This is a genomic window from Phyllobacterium bourgognense (assembly GCF_003337575.1).
Lineage (GTDB): Bacteria > Pseudomonadota > Alphaproteobacteria > Rhizobiales > Rhizobiaceae > Phyllobacterium > Phyllobacterium bourgognense.
Genome location: NZ_QPJM01000041.1, coordinates 1 through 16,554 on the forward strand (window position 1 = coordinate 1; position 16,554 = coordinate 16,554).

The following is a 16,554-nucleotide window of genomic DNA, read 5'->3' on the forward strand; positions in this document are numbered from 1 at the left end:
CATAACCTGAAGGTCACAGGTTCAAATCCTGTCCCCGCAACCAAAATCAAAACCATCCTTCCGACGATTGTCCGGCATCTCGGCTTCGCCAAGCCGGACAAGGTAGCTCGTCGTTCGCAAGAGCTCACCATAACATGAAGGGTGAGGGACACGGCCGGCAACGCCGGTCAAACAGTCCAGTGAATTGATTGAAGACCCGAACGGGCAAATCCTCTCCCCGCAACCGGACTTCAATCAGATCACAAGAGCTGCCCATTGAAGAACCTCGGAGTCGACGGCAACGGGCATTCATCAAACTATGCGTAGAACACTGATCACTCGTTTAAACTCATGTCGAGGAAGAACGAGCGTGCTATAGAAATCGCATGGGATTCGGAGTTTTCATTCACCGTTCAGATTCGATTTATGACGACAGCCCGGCAGAACGATATCAGTTCCCGAGCCAGTATTTGGGCCGTGTGCAGGCTTGCCTCGGTGATTGGATTATCTACTATGAGCCGAGAAAGATTGCCGAAACACGCGGTTATTTTGCGATAGCTAAGGTGAGCACGGTGATCCCGGACCCTAAAGTACGTGATATGCATATCGCCACTATTGAACCCGGTACATATCTCGACTTCGTTAATCCTGTTCCGTTCAGTAACGCCGAAGGGGTGGTGGAGCGTGGCGTGCTTAACGATGAGGGACGTATATCCGGGCGAGCGCAATCGGCGGTAAGGCCGATTTCCGCCACTGACTTTAACCGAATTGTATCGTTGGGCTTCGAAGAGATTGATTTTGAACTGCCGAGATCGGGTGAATCAGATGTAGCAAGTGCTACACCCGGCTTTGCCGAGGCAATCCAGTCGCCCTTTATTTTCGACTTTGAGCGGGAACGTGTCACGCAATTTACATCCCGCATAGTCCGTGATCGGATTTTTCGCCGACTTGTTTTACAAGCATACGACAGGCGATGCGCTATCACCGGCCTCAAGTTGATCAACGGGGGCGGGCGAGCTGAGGTCGATGCTGCGCATATCAAGTCAGTTGAAGCCAATGGCCCTGATATCTTAGCCAACGGACTGGCTCTTTCAGGTACTGCGCACTGGATGTTTGATAGGGGTTTGATTAGTCTCTCCGACGATCTGCAAATTCTGGTTTCGCGGCAAGCCAACGATCCAGAAAGCATCCGATCATTTGTCAACAGGACTGGCCGAGCAATGGTTCCCCAACTGGCTGTTCAAAGGCCCCATCCGCATTTCTTGCGTTGGCATCGCGAAAATTGCTTCAAGCGCTGAGTTTTTCGTCGACAGATAATTAGTCCGTGCATGCAGAATGATGGACCAGCTAAGCGCGATCATGCTGTCAATATTGACCGCATTGATTCAAACGAGGCGCTTACCTTAGAGTCGATTGAAATCTTGCATCGATAGAGGCTGTATCATGCGGTAATATCGATTACCCCACACTCACCAGCTTCTGTGCCGAATACCAATCTGTGCCCGGTTGTGTCCCAGTTCATAGACGACAGCGCGCCTTTGCCACCACGGCGCAAGAGAACTTCTTTCTGATCGCCAAAACGGCCAACGAGAATCATCCCATCCGAGTAGCCGATCGCCACGATTTCTTCGACTGGATGGCAGGCAACGGCGGTGACCAAGCTATCGCCGCGTGTTCCAAGCTCAAGAGGTGCCTTGCCCATTGGGCCATCTTTTCCGGCAAAGGGCCAGATGATCGCGGCGGGTGCACCCGATGTGGCCAGCCATTTGCCCTTCGCGCTCCAGGACCAGCTCTTCACCTTGTTCGGATAACCGGTCATACGCATATGGCGATTGTCCTCAAGACGCCAGCCGTGCAGGGCATTCTCTTGCATTGAGGTGACAAGAAACCGATTGTCCTGGGAAAAAATGACGGAAACGTGTGCGCCTTTCCATTCAAGCTCGGTCGGCGCGCCGTTCGTTGCGGGCCAATGCAGGGTCACGCCATTATAACGGGCGACAGCCAACCGAAACCCTTTAGGGGCAAAGGCTATACCTTCGACGCTGCGCTCATGCAGAATTTCGCGAACTGTACCATCGGCCGACCGGACCCACGCCGACCGTCCCGATGCAAAGGCAATCGCACCATTTGGCGCTGCAGCCAAGGCCGTCATCCATTTGCGCGGGATGATGTTTAATTCTACCGCCTGGCCGTTCAAGCCAGTCGCACAGATTCGACCATCCTCGCCCCCCGTCAGGAGAGACTTGCCGTCAAATGAGGGTACAGCGCAAAGCAGCCCGTCATGCGCTTCCGTGATCTTATGGCCATTGTCGAGGCGGTGCACGGTGCCATCGGCCAACGCAAAGAAAGGGACATCCTTGATGAAGCGCGCGTCAATGCAATGGCCGGCAAGATCAAGCGGGGCAATAGTCGGCATAGGTCGTAAACTCGCACATAGGATTGAAATGGCGCCTAAAACCGCAAGAAGATGCGAGGAGAGACGCGAAGGGCGGGGTCTTTCCACCGGCCGAGCGGTTCGACACGGCAGCTTGCAGCCGTTTCGGCGTCTGGAGGATATGGTCCGTCTTCCCGGCAACATCGTCGCAAAGGACTTGAAAATGGATAGACATTTCCATCGCCTTTGCTCCTTGTATCCGAAAAGATGGCCTCATACCATTTCGACCTAGGCAAGGCAGCTTTCGAGGCCGGATTTCAATGCATCATGGTCGAGTTCACGGCCAATAAATACGAGACGGCTCTCATGTTTTTCGCCGTCCTTCCAGGCGCGTTGATGATCACCTTCGATGATCATGTGCACACCCTGGATAACATAGCGTTCATGATCATTCTTGAACGCCAGAATGCCCTTCAGCCGAAGGATATTAGGCCCTTGTTCCTGCGTGATCTTTTGAATCCATGGGAAGAATTTATCTGCGTTGAGCTCACCCGTACGAAGCGAGACGGACTGAACCGTTACATCATGTATCGGGGATGCATGATTGTGATGATGATGGTCGTGCCCATGGTGGTCGTGTCCATGATCGTGGTGGTGATGATGTTCGTGATCGTGATCGCAATCAGGTCCGCATTCATGATCTGGGTGATCGTGATCGAGGAAATGCGGATCGCTTTCCAAAGCGCGGGCCAAATCGAAAGCGCCGCGATCGAGAACACGAGACAAATCAATGTCGGCCCGCTCCGTACGGTGAATGACCGCATGCGGATTTATGGCGCGGACAGTCGCTTCAACCGCAGCGAGCTCTTCTATCGTTACGAGGTCGGTTTTATTAAGAATCACGACGTCGGCAAAAGCGATCTGATCCTCCGCCTCGCGGCTGTCTTTAAGACGCAGTGGCAGATGTTTGGCATCGACCAAAGCAACCACCGCATCAAGCATCGTTTTGCTGCGGACGTCGTCATCCATGAAGAAGGTCTGGGCAACAGGCACTGGGTCGGCAAGGCCCGTCGTCTCGACGATGATGGCATCGAACCGCCCAGGACGCCGCATCAGGCCCTCTACCACGCGGATCAAATCGCCGCGTACCGTGCAGCATATGCAACCATTGTTCATTTCATAAATTTCTTCGTCAGATTCGACGATCAGATCGTTGTCGATACCAATCTCGCCAAACTCGTTGACAATGACGGCATAACGTTTGCCGTGATCTTCACTCAGGATGCGGTTGAGAAGTGTTGTTTTTCCTGAGCCAAGATAACCTGTCAGGACTGTCACGGGAATCTGGGCGGGGCGCGCAGCTTCCGCTGCCATAGACTTCGTCTGAGCTTCACTCATCGGGTGCCTCTTTGAATGGATAGACCCACGATATAGGTGATCAGATCAGTTTTTGCCACACCTATAGCGTTCAAATGCGTGAATGAGTCATCAATCCAGTTGAGGTGCATCAGCTGAAGACGGAGCAATCAAACCTGCTGACGTCCTCGAGCAGTTCTACAAGACCCTTCACACTGTGAGCGATAATTTTTTCGCCAGCGTCTGCGGTAGCGAGAGCGGCATTGCCAGCCACACCCTCCTTGTTCAGATCCGTCATTTTCCAGCCGAAAGCATGGGGGCCATAAGCGCGCAGATGTTTATAGGTTTCAGCATAGTGGCGTTGATTGGAACCGAAGTTTTTAGCTTTGGTCATATCCACGAGCTCTGGGCGCAAGGCGAGCATTACCGAGGTCTCTATGAATCCACCGTGAATATCGAGTGCTTTGTCTTCCGGCGATATCAGGCCATCCGGCAAACCAAATCGGGTCCAGCTTGTTGCCACGACAAGCATATTGAAACGAACCCGCAATTCTGTAGCGACGACTGTCATAAGCGGGGCATTGCCGCCATGGGCATTCAGAAGGACCAGTTTCGACATGCCCTGCCGTGCCACACTTTCGCCGATGCTGATCCAGCGGTTCGCAGCCTCGTCAAAAGTCAATGTCCGGGTGCCGGCAATCCCCATGTGTTCGATGGAGTAGCCGACTGGTTCGACAGGTAGAAAATCGACCGATAACGCCCGGGGAAGGGCATCCTTCAGTCGATCAACCAGGCCTGCAGCGATAAGCGTATCGGTTTCATAGGGCAAATGCGGGCCATGCTGCTCGTGCGCACCGAGAGGAAGAAGGGCAATCGTCGCTTGTTTCGGCATCTCCGGCTCATTCATCCTGTTCAATCCGGTCGCTTGACCGGTGAGAGGATAGTCTCATTCGGTTGCAGTTTTACAGGCTTATTTAGCGCCACGCACAAATTCGTCGGCAAATTTCATCAGATTGTCATATAAGAATTGTAACGCGGGTTTGCTGTGCAAGGAATGGACGATTCAAGTCGATTTGCTCATTCGGTTCTGGATTTGCTATTGTAATGGCTGTGTCAGCGCATAATGTTCGTCTGTTAACTACCCCCACAACAAGAGCTAGCCGCCTTATCATCAATCCGGTCAATACGTGACGCGCAAGCAGGAGTTTGAATGGTCAAGGATCGTAAGCCCCTCATTCTTCATCGTCTGCAATCGACCGCAAGATTGACACGGACGGCGCTGGCCACTCGATTGCTTGGCCATGGCTTCTATGCAGGACAGGATGCGGTGATGCTGCAACTTGCGCATGAGGATGGTCTATCGCCGAGCGTACTTGCCAAACGCCTTGGTGTACGCCCGCCAACAATCACCAAGACGATCTCCCGCCTGCAAACCCAAGGTTTCGTCAAGAAAGAAGGGTCCGCGACGGACCAGCGCCAAGCCCATATTTTTCTGACAGATACCGGCAACGAGGCAATCAAATCAATCGAGAAGTCCATTCGCAAGACTGAAAAGGACGCGATGAAGGGGTTCGACAAGAAAGAGCGCAAGGCCTTTGTAAAAATGCTTTCGCGGCTTGAGATCAATCTCTCAGCAGCGGAACTTTTACGTCAAACCGCCCCCGATGACGATCATGACGATGATGATGCCGACGACGAGTAGACGATAGGTAAAGTTTTTTTCAATTTGCGGTTACAAAACGCATGAACTTGTTATCATGAGGAGAGTTCCTTCCCGCCTGATTGGTAAACCTGTTGTCTCCACCCCTCCCTTCCTCGCAGGAAGTCGCGCCGGCTGCCGCCATTTTCTATATTTTCGCGGCCGGCTTTCTGTTCTCATGTCTGGATTCCAGTGCTAAATATCTAGTTCTGTCTGGCATTCCCACTGCGTTCATTTCCTGGATGCGGTTTGTGGAACACGCAATCCTGGCGCTGGTCTTCTTTCGAGCATGGTCAAATCCGCGGCTCTTCAAGGTACGCAACATCCCCCTTCAATTCCTGCGTGGGCTTTGTTTGTTTGGCTCAACATATTTTAACTTTTATGCGTTGCAGACGATGCAACTCGGTGAGACGATCACCATAACCTTTGCAGCGCCGATGGTTATCGTAGCTTTGGCAGGTCCCCTGCTCGGCGAATGGGCAGGATGGCGGCGGTGGGCAGCCATTGTCGTCGCATTTATAGGAGTGCTGATTATTGCTCGCCCGGGATTTGGCGCGTTCAATCCTGGACTGCCTTATTCGATCGCTGCGATGCTAAGCTATTCGCTGTACGTGCTTTTGACGCGGCGTATGGCGGTAACGGAATCTCCAGAGAGTCTGATTTTCTTTTCTGCCCTTGCACCGGCTATATTGATGTCGCCCGCGGTGATGCAGGCAGTCATTCCGGATACATCGTTTCAGATTGTTCTACTGCTGATACTCGGCGTTTTTGGCGGTCTTGGCCATTATCTGATCATCCTGGCCTACAGAAAAGCGACGACGGCTGCGCTGGCACCCTATCCGTTCATGCAAATCATCTGGATGCTGGCGTTCGGATATCTGTTTTTCGACCAATTTCCGGATGCATATACGCTCTGTGGTGCGGTTGTTGTCATTGGCAGTGGTCTTTACGTCGTGCACCGCGAACGACAGTCGCGGGAGCGGGATTGAAAGGACTTTGATTTATTTGATTGCAATGGCATAACGCCGAGTACCATAACGTGGCCTATTTGATGATACTGTGGGGAGGCGGTTTTTTTGGCGCAGAAAATTAAGCTATCGACTATTGCCGACGCGCTAAAAGTGTCTACAGCAACCGTATCGCTGGCTTTGCGGGATAGTCCGCTCGTGGCCGATCAGACGCGTGAGAAAATAAAAGAACACGCGCGCGCTATTGGGTACATCTATAACCGGCGCGCAGCCAGCCTTCGCACTTCGCGTTCGGGCATCGTGGGCGTTGTAGTTCATGACATCATGAACCCGTTCTTTGCAGAAATATTGCGTGCAATCGAGGGCGAACTTGATCGTTCCGGACAGACATTCATTTTATCCAATCACTATGATCAGTTGGATAAGCAACGGACGTTCATAGATACCGTGCTGCAACTCGGGGGAGACGGTGTAATCATGTCCCCGGCAATTGGTACCCCGGCTGAAGATATTCGCATGGCGGAGGACAATGGACTGCCGGTTGTGCTGATCGCCCGAACCGTCAAGGATGCCAATGTACCGGTGTTCCGCGGGGATGATGCTTATGGCATTGGCCTTGCTACAAACCACCTCATTTCCTTGGGACATACACGCATCGCCATGGTGGGCGGCACCGATCAGACATCCACAGGCCGCGATCGTTACGAAGGCTACCTTCATGCAATGCAAAAAGCGGGCCTCGAGGCGAAACCGGAATGGCGCATACCTGGCCCGCGAACCAAGCAGGCGGGTTTTGACGCCGCGCCTCAGTTTCTTGCCCTGAAAGATCATCCGACTGCTGCGGTATGCTGGAATGATCTTTCGGCGATCGGCATGATGAATGGCATTGCTCGGGCCGGACTGGTTGCAGGCGTTGATATTTCCGTCACGGGGTATGACGACCTTGAAGAGGCGGCAATCGCTACGCCGGCTTTGACAACTGTGTGGAACGGCCAGCGCGAAGTGGGACAGCGAGCAGCGAGGGCTCTGCTCGATCAGCTTAACGGTGCCGACACACACGCGCGGCAGGAATTGATCAAGCCGGAATTGCGAATCCGGCAGTCGACCTCAAAGCCAAAAGAGAGATAGCGGCAGCGCGCCAGAAAACGTTATGCGGCTGCTGCTTCACCCTTCATTAATTCTACGCGACTAGGCTTCACAGGGCGTTTGTTTCCCGTGGAGTATAGTATGTTACTGGGTAAAACGACTTGGCTCGGCTTCATTACTGTAGCGGCAGTGGTCGCGATGTTCCTTGATTTCGCGACTTTTACCTCTGACGAAGATGCCGACGTCGACACACAGACGACTGCATCTGTGGCAGCCGATACGGGCAGTCATGATGTGCCAAGATTTGTCATCAGCACTCCAGGCGCAGGGGCGAGCTGCAAGGCGTTTCCCATGGAAAATGGCACACCGGGCCATAATGCGCTCACGATCGACAGCAGCTGCGGAAATCTCTATCCGCCTTTGGCAAATGCCAGGACCTGGCACAACAACGAAGATGGTACGATCGATCTGGCCGACAACCTTGGTCGTACGATTGTAGAATTCAGCCCAGGCGACGGTCTCGCCTATGTCAGTGTCGAGCCGCGTTCTGTGATTCTATCGATGTCCACTGAGGGCGTTAACGCGTTCTAAATCACTCCGCCGCCTGCATTCGCTCGCGGCTTGCCTTGTGAGCGCGCGCGGCGTCGCCAAATGCAGCAAATATCTTGCGTGAGGGACTATCACTTTTTACCCAATATTCCGGGTGCCACTGAACTCCAACAGCAAAGGCCCGGGCATTCTTGACTGAAACGGCTTCGATAGTGCCGTCATCGGCAACCGCTTCAATGTCAAGCTGTGGCGCGGGCTTGTCGATGGCTTGCCGGTGTACGGAGTTTACCTGGATAGCGTCGCTTTGCATGACATTCGCCAGACAGGATCCTGGCTTGATGTGCACCGGATGACGAATGGCGAAGCGTTCGGTCTGTTGATCGGATTGCGGCGCGCGGTGATCCATTCGCCCGTCGAGCTCCTGTATCTCGGTGGCAAGTGTACCGCCAAGCGCCACGTTCAGCTCTTGAATGCCGCGGCATATGGCCAATAACGGGACGCCGCGCTCGATGGCTCTGCGAATGAGCGGCAGCGATGTGGCATCGCGCGCGGGGTCGTAAGGCTCATGTGCTTCGCTGGGTGCGACGCCGTAGAGAGCCGGATGAACATTGGATTTCGATCCGGTGATGAGAACGCCATCGACTCCGTCAAGAATGGCATCGATATCAAGGCTCTCGCCGAATGACGGCACGATCAGCGGGATGACGCCGGCTGCCTCGTATGCCGCCATAAGATATTGATCCGGGGCTGCGTGCCACGTGTAATTCTCAAACGTACGAACATCTGACGTTATGGCGACGAGAGGTTGCCGCATCATGCTAACTCCATAAAAGACGTTAGCTGAATGTAATGTAAGTCGCGCGCATTTCCAATGGCGACGCGTGCGGTGAAAATATTGCGGAATGGCACATTCGGCGCTTGCGTCCGGCCATTTCAGTGTCTGGTTCTGCATGCATGTTCATCTGCTGGACTCGAATTGACGAGTGTGTATGTTGATCACGAGTTCGGGAGGACCGGACAGGATCGTCCGGTGGGCCGATAGAATTGAAGATCATAGTCTGGAGGAAAATGTATGGATCGTCGTTCGTTCATCACGAAGGCAGGATTTGCCGGGGTAGGAGCTGCCGCAGCCACCACGCTTGCGGCGCCTGCGATTGCACAGTCAATGCCGAAGGTTACCTGGCGTTGTGCATCGTCATTCCCGAAATCATTGGATACGATTTACGGCGGCGCCGAAGTGTTATCGAAGCACTTGAGGGAAGCGACTGACGGTAACTTCACGATTCAGCCATTCGCCGCTGGCGAAATTGTTCCTGGCCTTCAAGCCGCTGACGCGGCGGCGGCTGGTACGGTCGAACTTTGCCACACCGTTGCATATTATTACTGGGGCAAGGATCCCACTTGGGCCTTGGGTGCTGCGGTTCCCTTTGCGCTCAATGCGCGTGGCATGAACGCCTGGCAATATCATGGCGGCGGCATCGATCTCATGAACGAATTCTTCAACAAACAGGGTCTGCAAGCCTATCCGGGCGGCAACACCGGCGTACAAATGGGTGGCTGGTTCCGCAAGGAGATCAAGACTGTCGAAGATCTCAAGGGCCTCAAGATGCGTGTCGGTGGCTTTGCCGGCAAAGTTTTGGAGACACTTGGCGTTGTCCCACAGCAGATTGCAGGCGGTGATATCTATCCGGCTCTTGAGAAAGGCACGATCGATGCAGCTGAATGGGTTGGACCTTATGATGATGAGAAGCTCGGCTTTCAGAAGGTAGCGCCTTATTATTATTACCCAGGTTGGTGGGAAGGCGGCCCGACCGTCAGTTTCATGGTCAACAAGCAAAAGTGGGATTCCCTTCCTCCAGCCTATCAAGCGTTGTTCCGTACGGCAGCTCAAGCCACGGATGCCAACATGTTGCAGAAGTACGACTACGTAAATCCTGCAGCGATCAAGCGTCTGGTGGCTGGTGGCGCGCAATTGCGGCCTTTCAGCCCGGAAATCCTGACTGCCTGCTTCGAAGCCGCCAACGGGGTCTATGCACAACTCGAAGACAGCAATGAGCAGTTCAAGAAAATCTGGAGTTCGATCAAGGCGTTTCGCAACGAACATTTCCTGTACGCACAGGTTGCGGAATACACTTTTGATACGTTCATGATGGTGCAGCAGCGTAACGGAAAGCTGTGATTCATTGTCGCCAAAGAAAAACGAGAACCCCGGCCCGCATGAGGCCGGGGTTCTTTATTCCGCCTGTTGTCAGCTCTCAAGGAGCAGTCTAACAGTGGCGCAACAATTCGGTACGATGTTCACTGGTATTTTTAATGACGGATAATCCTTCCATTTCTGTTGCGGGCAAGAATATTGCGGTTACCGGGGGCTCTTCTGGCCTGGGTCTGAGAATGGTGCAGGTACTTGCTGCTCATGGTGCGAACGTCGTTTCGATCTCTCGAACGCCCGCTCCCGACAATGCGCATCGATCCAACATTCTCAACATCATTGCCGATGTCACGGTCGCGGCTGATATCACGCGCGCTTTTGACGAGGCGGAGCAAAACCTTGGAACCGTGACGGTGGTGTTCAACAATGCTGGTGTGGCTACGATCGAGCGGGCACTCACCACGACCCGCGAACAACTGCGGCACATCTTCGAAGTAAACGTCGAGGGCGCATTTTTTATCGCTCAGGAGGCTGCCAAGCGAATGGTAGCCAAGGGTGTTGGCGGCTCCATTATAAATCTCTCAAGCATTCTGGCAGATGCGCCGCTAAAGGGCTCAGCCGCATACGCCATGTCGAAGGCGGCTGTAGCTCAGATGACCAAGTCGCTGGCGCTGGAATGGGCGCCGCACGGCATCCGGGTCAATGCTATTGCACCAGGTTGGTTTCCAACCCGTCTCAATGAGACAATCATGGATGGGCCCGCCAAAGGCTTTCTCAAGGGCAAGAACCCCATGCGCCGGCTAGGCGAGGCGGAAGATATTGATGGGGCCGTGTTGATGCTGGCTTCGGACGCCAGCAGCTATATTACAGGGACGGTTATCACTATAGACGGTGGCCATAGCCTCCAAGGCTAAATGCGCTCGGTTTCTTGAACATTGGTGCGTGTGGCGAGAACGAAAACGAGCAGGGAGAATATTGCCGCGTCCCGCCACAAGACAGAAAAGTATCCACCCCACAAAGACTCTATAATGCCGACGATCGCTGCACCGAATGCCGCGTGCAGAGGCCGCGAAAATCCTCCGGCGGCCGTGATAAAGAGGATTTTCAAGCCGAAGATTATACCAGTGTTGAAACTGACATTGCCATAGTAGAGCGCTGCAAGAAATCCGGCTAGCGCGCACACGCCATAGGCTGCCAGTATAGCCTGTGTCCTCACTCTCGATGGATCGATGCCGCAGAGCGCCGACGCTGCAGGTTCATCGCTGACAGCCCGCCAGATTCGACCTGCGGACGTACGCAACATGATCACTTCGCCAAGCGTGATCACGGAAAAGGCGATCACAATGTTTACGATCTGCAGCTGGGTCAAACTGATGCCGATTGCCGACCCAAGCAATCGAACAGGGTCTGCAAGCAATGGTGGCAGCCAATAATCCCTCGTGTTGGCTGCAATGCGCGACAGTTCCATCAGGAAAATACTGAGACCAAGCGTTGCCACCAGCACCGTGTTGCGGTTCCCGGCATCAAGCGGGGCATAGATGAATTTTGCGATGATGTAGCCGCCTATGCCGATATAAACGATGGCTATGAAGGTTCCGAATGAAAGCGCGGCCGGCAATGTCATCCACAACACGGACCATCCGAATGCTGTCGCCAGAATAAAGGTCTGTCCGGAAAAAGCAAAAATAGCACCAAGAGACAGGTCAGTGCGATGCGTCAGCCCGTGGATCAGCACATAACCATAGGCGAGCAATGAATAAAGCGCGGCGTTGTGAATGCCATTTAAAAGAAGTTGAAGAAAATACGCCATCTGCCGCTCTCTACCCATATTCATTCTAACTTGCAAAATCGATTTTACCAGTTAGAATTTTGCCATGACGTTTGACTGGAATTCTCATCGATTCAGTGGAGGTGTGTTGGCCCTGGACCTGGCGAACACGGTGGTTTTTCGCGAAGACCCGGAACGCTCGCTGGATCGTTTTGATGATCCGGTTGAACTGCCGCGCTTTGCGGAAGCCGCGGCTATTTTTCGGATTGGCGAATGGGGCAAAGTGCAGTTCCACCCTCCGTTGTCACAAAAGGGAATTGAAGCGCTCATCGGCATTCGGGAGGTAATCAACAGCTTATTTCGAAGCACCACCCGTGAAGGCAGCCTGCAGTCCGGAGACTTATCCACATTCCTGCGTCTTGGCTCCGATTTTGTATGCAATGAGCCGGAAGGGCGAGATCTCAGACTACCAAATCTGTCGGAAAAGAAGCGCGAGCTATCTCTGGGAGCAGCAGCCTTTCTTTCGGCTATGCGTCTACTCGACCCCGCGCGACTGGAGCGAATCAAGATCTGTCCCAATTGCCATTGGCTTTATTTCGATGAGAGCCGTAATCGAAGCCGCCGGTGGTGCGATATGAATGTCTGCGGCAATCGGGCGAAAGCCCGGAGGCACTATAATCGCAATGTAAAGCAGGCTGGAAACAATCATGTTTGACAAAGCAAGATTCGTGTGTCCGGGAGTGTCGCTGCTTCTCTTCGGACTTCTGTCTCTGAGCGCTTGCCGCGACGCAGGCGAGGGCGACTACGTGAATGTCTCCGGGAAGATTTTCGTCTTCAACTACCGTATAGCAGAGGCAACCTATCTGCTTACGTTGGCAAAGCTGCGCCCGTTGCCCGACGGCTCCATGCTGGAGACGACTTTTGAAAATCCGGCGGGGGGCGATCCGATGATTGTTCGGCAGAAGATATGGCCGACGATGGAAAAAATCACAATTGAAAGTCCGCCTGTCAAATGCGTGAAGGCAAACCGGGAATATAAAGTCAGCATGCGCCTTGAAGACGCCAATGGTAAATTATTGCAAACAATTGAGCGGAAGATGATTTCAGACACCGATCAGTCTGTCATGCCGGATAAACCGCTGGTTGTCGGTCCCTTCTACGATCCCAATCCCGATAAAGACTCTGCAGAAAATCCCTCTGCGGCTTGCCCTGCTTAGGTCGTTTACAACTTAAAATTCAACGGATGCCGGCCGTCCGTTGAAATACAGAAGGTCATCATATTCTGGTTCTTTTCAGGAATTGGTAATTCTATTTTCCTAATTATGAAATTTAGATTTGACATGCGGTAAGAATAAATACTCTAACTCGTCGTCCAATCTCTGTTTTCATTGTCGTTGGCGTTTCTATGTAAGTAATCGGTAACGTATCCGTGGAGGGTACAGTTGTGCGCGGGCATTTGATGAGAACTGACCTCAGCGAGAGCTTGTCACTCGACACCATTTTTCTTCGCACACTTTATGCGAACAAGAAGGCAATCTGGTGGACCTCCATCGTACAGATTACCGCCACCTTGATGATTTATATCAAGACCCAGAATCCGATCTATATTGCCTTCGCTGTCGCGTTCTTTGTCACTGTTATTGGCAGGATGGCAAATGCAAATGCTTTCGAACAGGCTAATCTGACCGAAGCAACGGCGGCTACCTTGAAGAAATGGGAATGGCGTTATTTGTCTGGTGCGCTGGGCACTTGCATCCTTCTTGGATTTCTGTGTTTTGTCAGTATCTATATCTTGGCTGACCCATCGGCGGCCATCACCAGTATCATTATCGTTGTTGCTTCAACAGTTGCACTTGTTACGCGGAACTACGTTTCACGTACGGTTGTGATCGGCATGTCGGTCGCTCTGCTTGCGCCGCTGTTCGTGACGTTCATCCTTCTCGGCGGTTTTTATAATTGGCTGCTCGCTTTGCTTATTCTCCCTTTCTTGTGGAGCAATATTGGCATTGCCGCAAATTTGCGCCAGTCGCTTTTCGATGCACTGCTGGGCAAACGGCAGCTTGGTATCGTCGTCAATAATTTTGATGCAGCACTTAATGGCATGCCGCACGGCCTGCTGATGTTCGATCGGAACCAGATCATCACAATTGCCAACATGAAGGCGGCGAAAATGATGGGGTTCCATAGTCCCGAACAGTTTCGAGGCAGATCATTGGAAACGCTGTTGCGGTTGGCTCGACAGCGGACCTACTTTTCGAGCGAGGCACTGGAAGCCCTGCGGACGAAGATGCGGGACCTTTTGGCGGGTGCAAAGCAACGGGACGTGTTCGTGTCGCCGGCCAAACGCCACTTTGAGTTTACGGCGACGCCCGATCCAGAACGCGGTACAGTTTTGATATTCCAGGATGTTACCCGCCGTGCGGAAGCTGAAGCGCAAATTAGCCGGATGGCACGTTATGATAGCCTTACCGGCTTGCCGAATCGCAGTCAGTTTGCCGAGATCGCCAGTTCATATATCGAGATGGCTGAGCAAGACGCGCAAATCGCTCTCATGGTCGTCGACATCGATGGATTGAAACGAACGAACGATACTTTTGGCCATCGCATTGGCGATGAGCTGCTCCGTGCGTTTGCCGATCGCTTGACGTTGGCCGACGCCAACGGTCCCGTAATCTCACGCTTTGGAAGCGATGAGTTCGTACTGCTGTTCTCCGCATCGACGCGGACCGCGGCGCTGGACTCTGTGGACCGCATCATGCGCATGGTTTCCGGCCAATACCTTGTCTCGGGCCACGATATTTTGACTGGGGCGAATGCCGGCGTAGCGATTGCCAATGCAGCCGAGTTTGATCTTGTCGTGATGCACATGAATGCCGATCTGGCGCTCGACGTTGCGAAGAAGGACAACAAGAAAGATTGGACTGTCTTCGTCGAAACCATGGATCATTCGTTCCGTAGCAAACAACGGCTCAAAGCGGATTTGCGGAAGGCGATTGCCGAGAACACGTTGACCGTTGCCTATCAGCCCATAGTGAACGTTCGGACCCTGCGCATGACGGCGTGCGAAGCCCTCTCCCGATGGCATCACCCGGAGTTTGGCCCGATTTCTCCGGCTGAGTTCATTCCTATGGCGGAGGAAATGGGGCTTATTTCCGATCTCACCCGGTGCGTGGTCGAGCGCGCCATCAAGGATTGCAATGGATGGGAGTCACGGATCTCCGTTTCGGTCAATCTGTCATCCTATGATCTTCAGAACATGGACATGGTGAATATTATTCGTTCCGCTTTGAGGCGTTACGACGTTGAGCCTCATCTGCTGGAGGTGGAAGTAACGGAAGGTGCGCTCATAACAGATCGAGAAAGTACCGGGAGCGTTCTTTCGGAGCTCAAGGATTTTGGCGTACAGGTCGCAATTGATGATTTCGGCACGGGCTATTCGAGCCTGAGCTATCTGAAGGATCTTCCGGTCACGAAGGTCAAGATCGACCGTTCTTTTATCGCCGATATTGTCGCGGAGGGAAGGTCCCTCAAACTGCTTCGTGGCATCGTGCAGATGTCGCACGAACTCGGATTGTCGGTGACAATCGAGGGACTGGAAACCAACGAGCAGTCCGAGTTGGTCAGTGAATGGATCGGCGCCGAATATGTGCAGGGCTTCCTGTATGGTGCTGCGATGCCTGCCCAGGATATTGCAAGGCTTCTTGATGCTCCAATGGAACAGAAATTGGTTGCAGCAACAGAATACGCCGCGTCCTTGCACTGATCCAAGGATACCCGTTTCTCACAAAACAATGTCCATTGGATAAGATGCTTCTCGCGCTGACATCGGGACGGCGCTGACCTAAGCTGCACTTTGAAACATTGCTCCCGACGAACCTCAAATAAGGAAGAATCAACATGATTGCTCAAATAGCTATTGCACCACTCGTCGCCTTGATTGCAGGGATACTTATCCTGATCGCCCCTCGGCTGCTTAACTATATCGTTGCGCTTTATCTGATCATCATCGGCGTGACAGGACTGTTTCCGCATCTCCTCACATAAGGCAGCTCTATCTTCGGCAGCGAATAAACTCTTTCTTTGATTTATATCGATTGAGTGCCCTGCAAGCGACTATCTGCGCATTGCGCTGATGCGGTGTTTTCGCTATTGCCAATGCGACATCGATTATAAGAGGTTTTGAAGATGGCTGATCATCACGATACTGCGCCAGCAGAATTGGGCGCTCCCATGGATTACAAGGAACATGAAAGCACTTACAATCTGTTCCTTTCGCTCTCGAAATGGGGCGTTGTATCCTGTGCGGCGTTGCTGGTTGCTATGGCATTCGGGTTTTTCGTCGGAGGCTTCTTCTCTGCCACACTCCTTTTCATCATTGTTTGCGTTGCCGCTTGGTTTTTTCTCTAGGACAAACTGTTCTGTAACATACCGGGCGGAAACCTTCGAAACGGCGTTCACTCGAACGATCCACATATCAGGTTTTCAAACCGTCATAAGACGCTAGCCGCGCTGGTCTCGGGACGGGACCACTGCCTTTGTTGTGTTTAACTTGCTTGGGGGTGAGAGCTTGGCTCAGACACTGTTCATACCGAAAGAGATCGACGAGCCGCGGGTTGGCGGTTCGCC

Annotated in this window: 17 protein-coding genes; 12 read left to right on the forward strand and 5 right to left on the reverse strand. The window is 53.0% G+C overall.

Annotation, left to right across the window (positions count from 1 at the left end):
• The first annotated feature begins 365 nt into the window (after window positions 1-365).
• On the forward strand, window positions 366-1,277 hold the full coding sequence (locus C7476_RS27275) for an HNH endonuclease (RefSeq protein WP_114433053.1): 912 nt from the start codon (window positions 366-368) through the stop codon (window positions 1,275-1,277).
• A 143-nt stretch (window positions 1,278-1,420) separates the two neighbouring features.
• Here the strand turns inward: C7476_RS27275 and C7476_RS27280 are convergent, their stop codons facing one another.
• The 3 genes from C7476_RS27280 to C7476_RS27290 all read right to left on the reverse strand — a co-directional run bounded on the left by C7476_RS27280 (window position 1,421) and on the right by C7476_RS27290 (window position 4,601).
• Window positions 1,421-2,395 carry a WD40 repeat domain-containing protein gene (locus C7476_RS27280; RefSeq protein WP_114433054.1) on the reverse strand — a complete coding sequence of 325 codons (975 nt, stop codon included), beginning with the start codon at window positions 2,393-2,395 and terminating at the stop codon, window positions 1,421-1,423.
• 246 nt (window positions 2,396-2,641) lie between these two features.
• Entirely contained in the window at window positions 2,642-3,727 is a 1,086-nt protein-coding gene (locus tag C7476_RS27285; protein ID WP_425374035.1) for a CobW family GTP-binding protein, read from the reverse strand.
• A 133-nt stretch (window positions 3,728-3,860) separates the two neighbouring features.
• Window positions 3,861-4,601, reverse strand: a complete 741-nt coding sequence (locus C7476_RS27290; protein WP_245426629.1) for a creatininase family protein — start codon at window positions 4,599-4,601, stop codon at window positions 3,861-3,863.
• Window positions 4,602-4,919: 318 nt separating this feature from the next.
• On the opposite strand from C7476_RS27290, the gene C7476_RS27295 reads away from it, so the two are divergent.
• The 4 genes from C7476_RS27295 (at window position 4,920) to C7476_RS27310 (ending at window position 8,053) form a co-directional block, all read left to right on the forward strand.
• Window positions 4,920-5,411, forward strand: coding sequence for a MarR family winged helix-turn-helix transcriptional regulator (locus C7476_RS27295; RefSeq protein WP_114433057.1), 492 nt, complete (start codon window positions 4,920-4,922; stop codon window positions 5,409-5,411).
• A gap of 92 nt (window positions 5,412-5,503) precedes the next feature.
• Window positions 5,504-6,397 carry a DMT family transporter gene (locus tag C7476_RS27300; RefSeq protein ID WP_114433058.1) on the forward strand — a complete coding sequence of 298 codons (894 nt, stop codon included), beginning with the start codon at window positions 5,504-5,506 and terminating at the stop codon, window positions 6,395-6,397.
• Window positions 6,398-6,484: 87 nt separating this feature from the next.
• Window positions 6,485-7,504 (forward strand): LacI family DNA-binding transcriptional regulator, encoded by a 1,020-nt coding sequence (locus tag C7476_RS27305; protein WP_114433059.1) that lies wholly within the window; start codon window positions 6,485-6,487, stop codon window positions 7,502-7,504.
• Window positions 7,505-7,603: 99 nt separating this feature from the next.
• The gene (locus tag C7476_RS27310) at window positions 7,604-8,053 is read left to right on the forward strand and encodes a hypothetical protein (RefSeq protein ID WP_114433060.1); all 450 of its coding nucleotides are present in this window, start codon (window positions 7,604-7,606) and stop codon (window positions 8,051-8,053) included.
• A gap of 1 nt (window position 8,054) precedes the next feature.
• On the opposite strand, the gene C7476_RS27315 is transcribed toward C7476_RS27310, so the two are convergent.
• Window positions 8,055-8,825, reverse strand: coding sequence for a gamma-glutamyl-gamma-aminobutyrate hydrolase family protein (locus C7476_RS27315; protein ID WP_114433067.1), 771 nt, complete (start codon window positions 8,823-8,825; stop codon window positions 8,055-8,057).
• A gap of 258 nt (window positions 8,826-9,083) precedes the next feature.
• Between C7476_RS27315 and C7476_RS27320 the strand changes: the two genes are divergently transcribed.
• The gene (locus tag C7476_RS27320) at window positions 9,084-10,190 is read left to right on the forward strand and encodes a TRAP transporter substrate-binding protein (protein ID WP_114433061.1); all 1,107 of its coding nucleotides are present in this window, start codon (window positions 9,084-9,086) and stop codon (window positions 10,188-10,190) included.
• Window positions 10,191-10,324: 134 nt separating this feature from the next.
• Window positions 10,325-11,074: an SDR family NAD(P)-dependent oxidoreductase gene (locus tag C7476_RS27325; RefSeq protein ID WP_114433062.1), complete on the forward strand. Its 750-nt coding sequence runs from the start codon at window positions 10,325-10,327 to the stop codon at window positions 11,072-11,074.
• On the opposite strand, the gene C7476_RS27330 is transcribed toward C7476_RS27325, so the two are convergent.
• A complete protein-coding gene (locus C7476_RS27330; RefSeq protein WP_114433063.1) occupies window positions 11,071-11,970 on the reverse strand; it encodes a branched-chain amino acid ABC transporter permease in 900 nt (299 codons plus the stop codon). The two genes, C7476_RS27325 and C7476_RS27330, sit on opposite strands and share 4 nt — an antisense overlap.
• Window positions 11,971-12,034: 64 nt before the next feature.
• Between C7476_RS27330 and C7476_RS27335 the strand changes: the two genes are divergently transcribed.
• The 5 genes from C7476_RS27335 to C7476_RS27355 all read left to right on the forward strand — a co-directional run bounded on the left by C7476_RS27335 (window position 12,035) and on the right by C7476_RS27355 (window position 16,335).
• Window positions 12,035-12,643, forward strand: a complete 609-nt coding sequence (locus tag C7476_RS27335) for a CGNR zinc finger domain-containing protein (RefSeq protein ID WP_114433064.1) — start codon at window positions 12,035-12,037, stop codon at window positions 12,641-12,643.
• Entirely contained in the window at window positions 12,636-13,145 is a 510-nt protein-coding gene (locus C7476_RS27340) for a hypothetical protein (protein ID WP_245426630.1), read from the forward strand. Before C7476_RS27335 ends, C7476_RS27340 begins: the two co-directional genes overlap by 8 nt.
• Before the next feature lie 242 nt (window positions 13,146-13,387).
• Window positions 13,388-15,691 carry a putative bifunctional diguanylate cyclase/phosphodiesterase gene (locus C7476_RS27345; protein ID WP_114433065.1) on the forward strand — a complete coding sequence of 768 codons (2,304 nt, stop codon included), beginning with the start codon at window positions 13,388-13,390 and terminating at the stop codon, window positions 15,689-15,691.
• A gap of 134 nt (window positions 15,692-15,825) precedes the next feature.
• The gene (locus C7476_RS27350) at window positions 15,826-15,972 is read left to right on the forward strand and encodes a DUF3096 domain-containing protein (protein WP_112532332.1); all 147 of its coding nucleotides are present in this window, start codon (window positions 15,826-15,828) and stop codon (window positions 15,970-15,972) included.
• A 141-nt stretch (window positions 15,973-16,113) separates the two neighbouring features.
• Window positions 16,114-16,335, forward strand: a complete 222-nt coding sequence (locus C7476_RS27355) for an aa3-type cytochrome c oxidase subunit IV (protein ID WP_114433066.1) — start codon at window positions 16,114-16,116, stop codon at window positions 16,333-16,335.
• Window positions 16,336-16,554 lie beyond the last annotated feature (219 nt).

Coding starts and splice junctions, on each gene's coding strand:
- C7476_RS27275 (WP_114433053.1), top strand. CDS start 366: ATGGGATTCGGAGTTTTCATTCACCGTTCAGATTCGATTTATGACGAC.
- C7476_RS27280 (WP_114433054.1), bottom strand. CDS start 2,395: ATGCCGACTATTGCCCCGCTTGATCTTGCCGGCCATTGCATTGACGCG.
- C7476_RS27285 (WP_425374035.1), bottom strand. CDS start 3,727: ATGGCAGCGGAAGCTGCGCGCCCCGCCCAGATTCCCGTGACAGTCCTG.
- C7476_RS27290 (WP_245426629.1), bottom strand. CDS start 4,601: ATGCCGAAACAAGCGACGATTGCCCTTCTTCCTCTCGGTGCGCACGAG.
- C7476_RS27295 (WP_114433057.1), top strand. CDS start 4,920: ATGGTCAAGGATCGTAAGCCCCTCATTCTTCATCGTCTGCAATCGACC.
- C7476_RS27310 (WP_114433060.1), top strand. CDS start 7,604: ATGTTACTGGGTAAAACGACTTGGCTCGGCTTCATTACTGTAGCGGCA.
- C7476_RS27315 (WP_114433067.1), bottom strand. CDS start 8,825: ATGCGGCAACCTCTCGTCGCCATAACGTCAGATGTTCGTACGTTTGAG.
- C7476_RS27320 (WP_114433061.1), top strand. CDS start 9,084: ATGGATCGTCGTTCGTTCATCACGAAGGCAGGATTTGCCGGGGTAGGA.
- C7476_RS27325 (WP_114433062.1), top strand. CDS start 10,325: ATGACGGATAATCCTTCCATTTCTGTTGCGGGCAAGAATATTGCGGTT.
- C7476_RS27330 (WP_114433063.1), bottom strand. CDS start 11,970: ATGGCGTATTTTCTTCAACTTCTTTTAAATGGCATTCACAACGCCGCG.
- C7476_RS27335 (WP_114433064.1), top strand. CDS start 12,035: ATGACGTTTGACTGGAATTCTCATCGATTCAGTGGAGGTGTGTTGGCC.
- C7476_RS27340 (WP_245426630.1), top strand. CDS start 12,636: ATGTTTGACAAAGCAAGATTCGTGTGTCCGGGAGTGTCGCTGCTTCTC.
- C7476_RS27345 (WP_114433065.1), top strand. CDS start 13,388: ATGAGAACTGACCTCAGCGAGAGCTTGTCACTCGACACCATTTTTCTT.
- C7476_RS27350 (WP_112532332.1), top strand. CDS start 15,826: ATGATTGCTCAAATAGCTATTGCACCACTCGTCGCCTTGATTGCAGGG.
- C7476_RS27355 (WP_114433066.1), top strand. CDS start 16,114: ATGGCTGATCATCACGATACTGCGCCAGCAGAATTGGGCGCTCCCATG.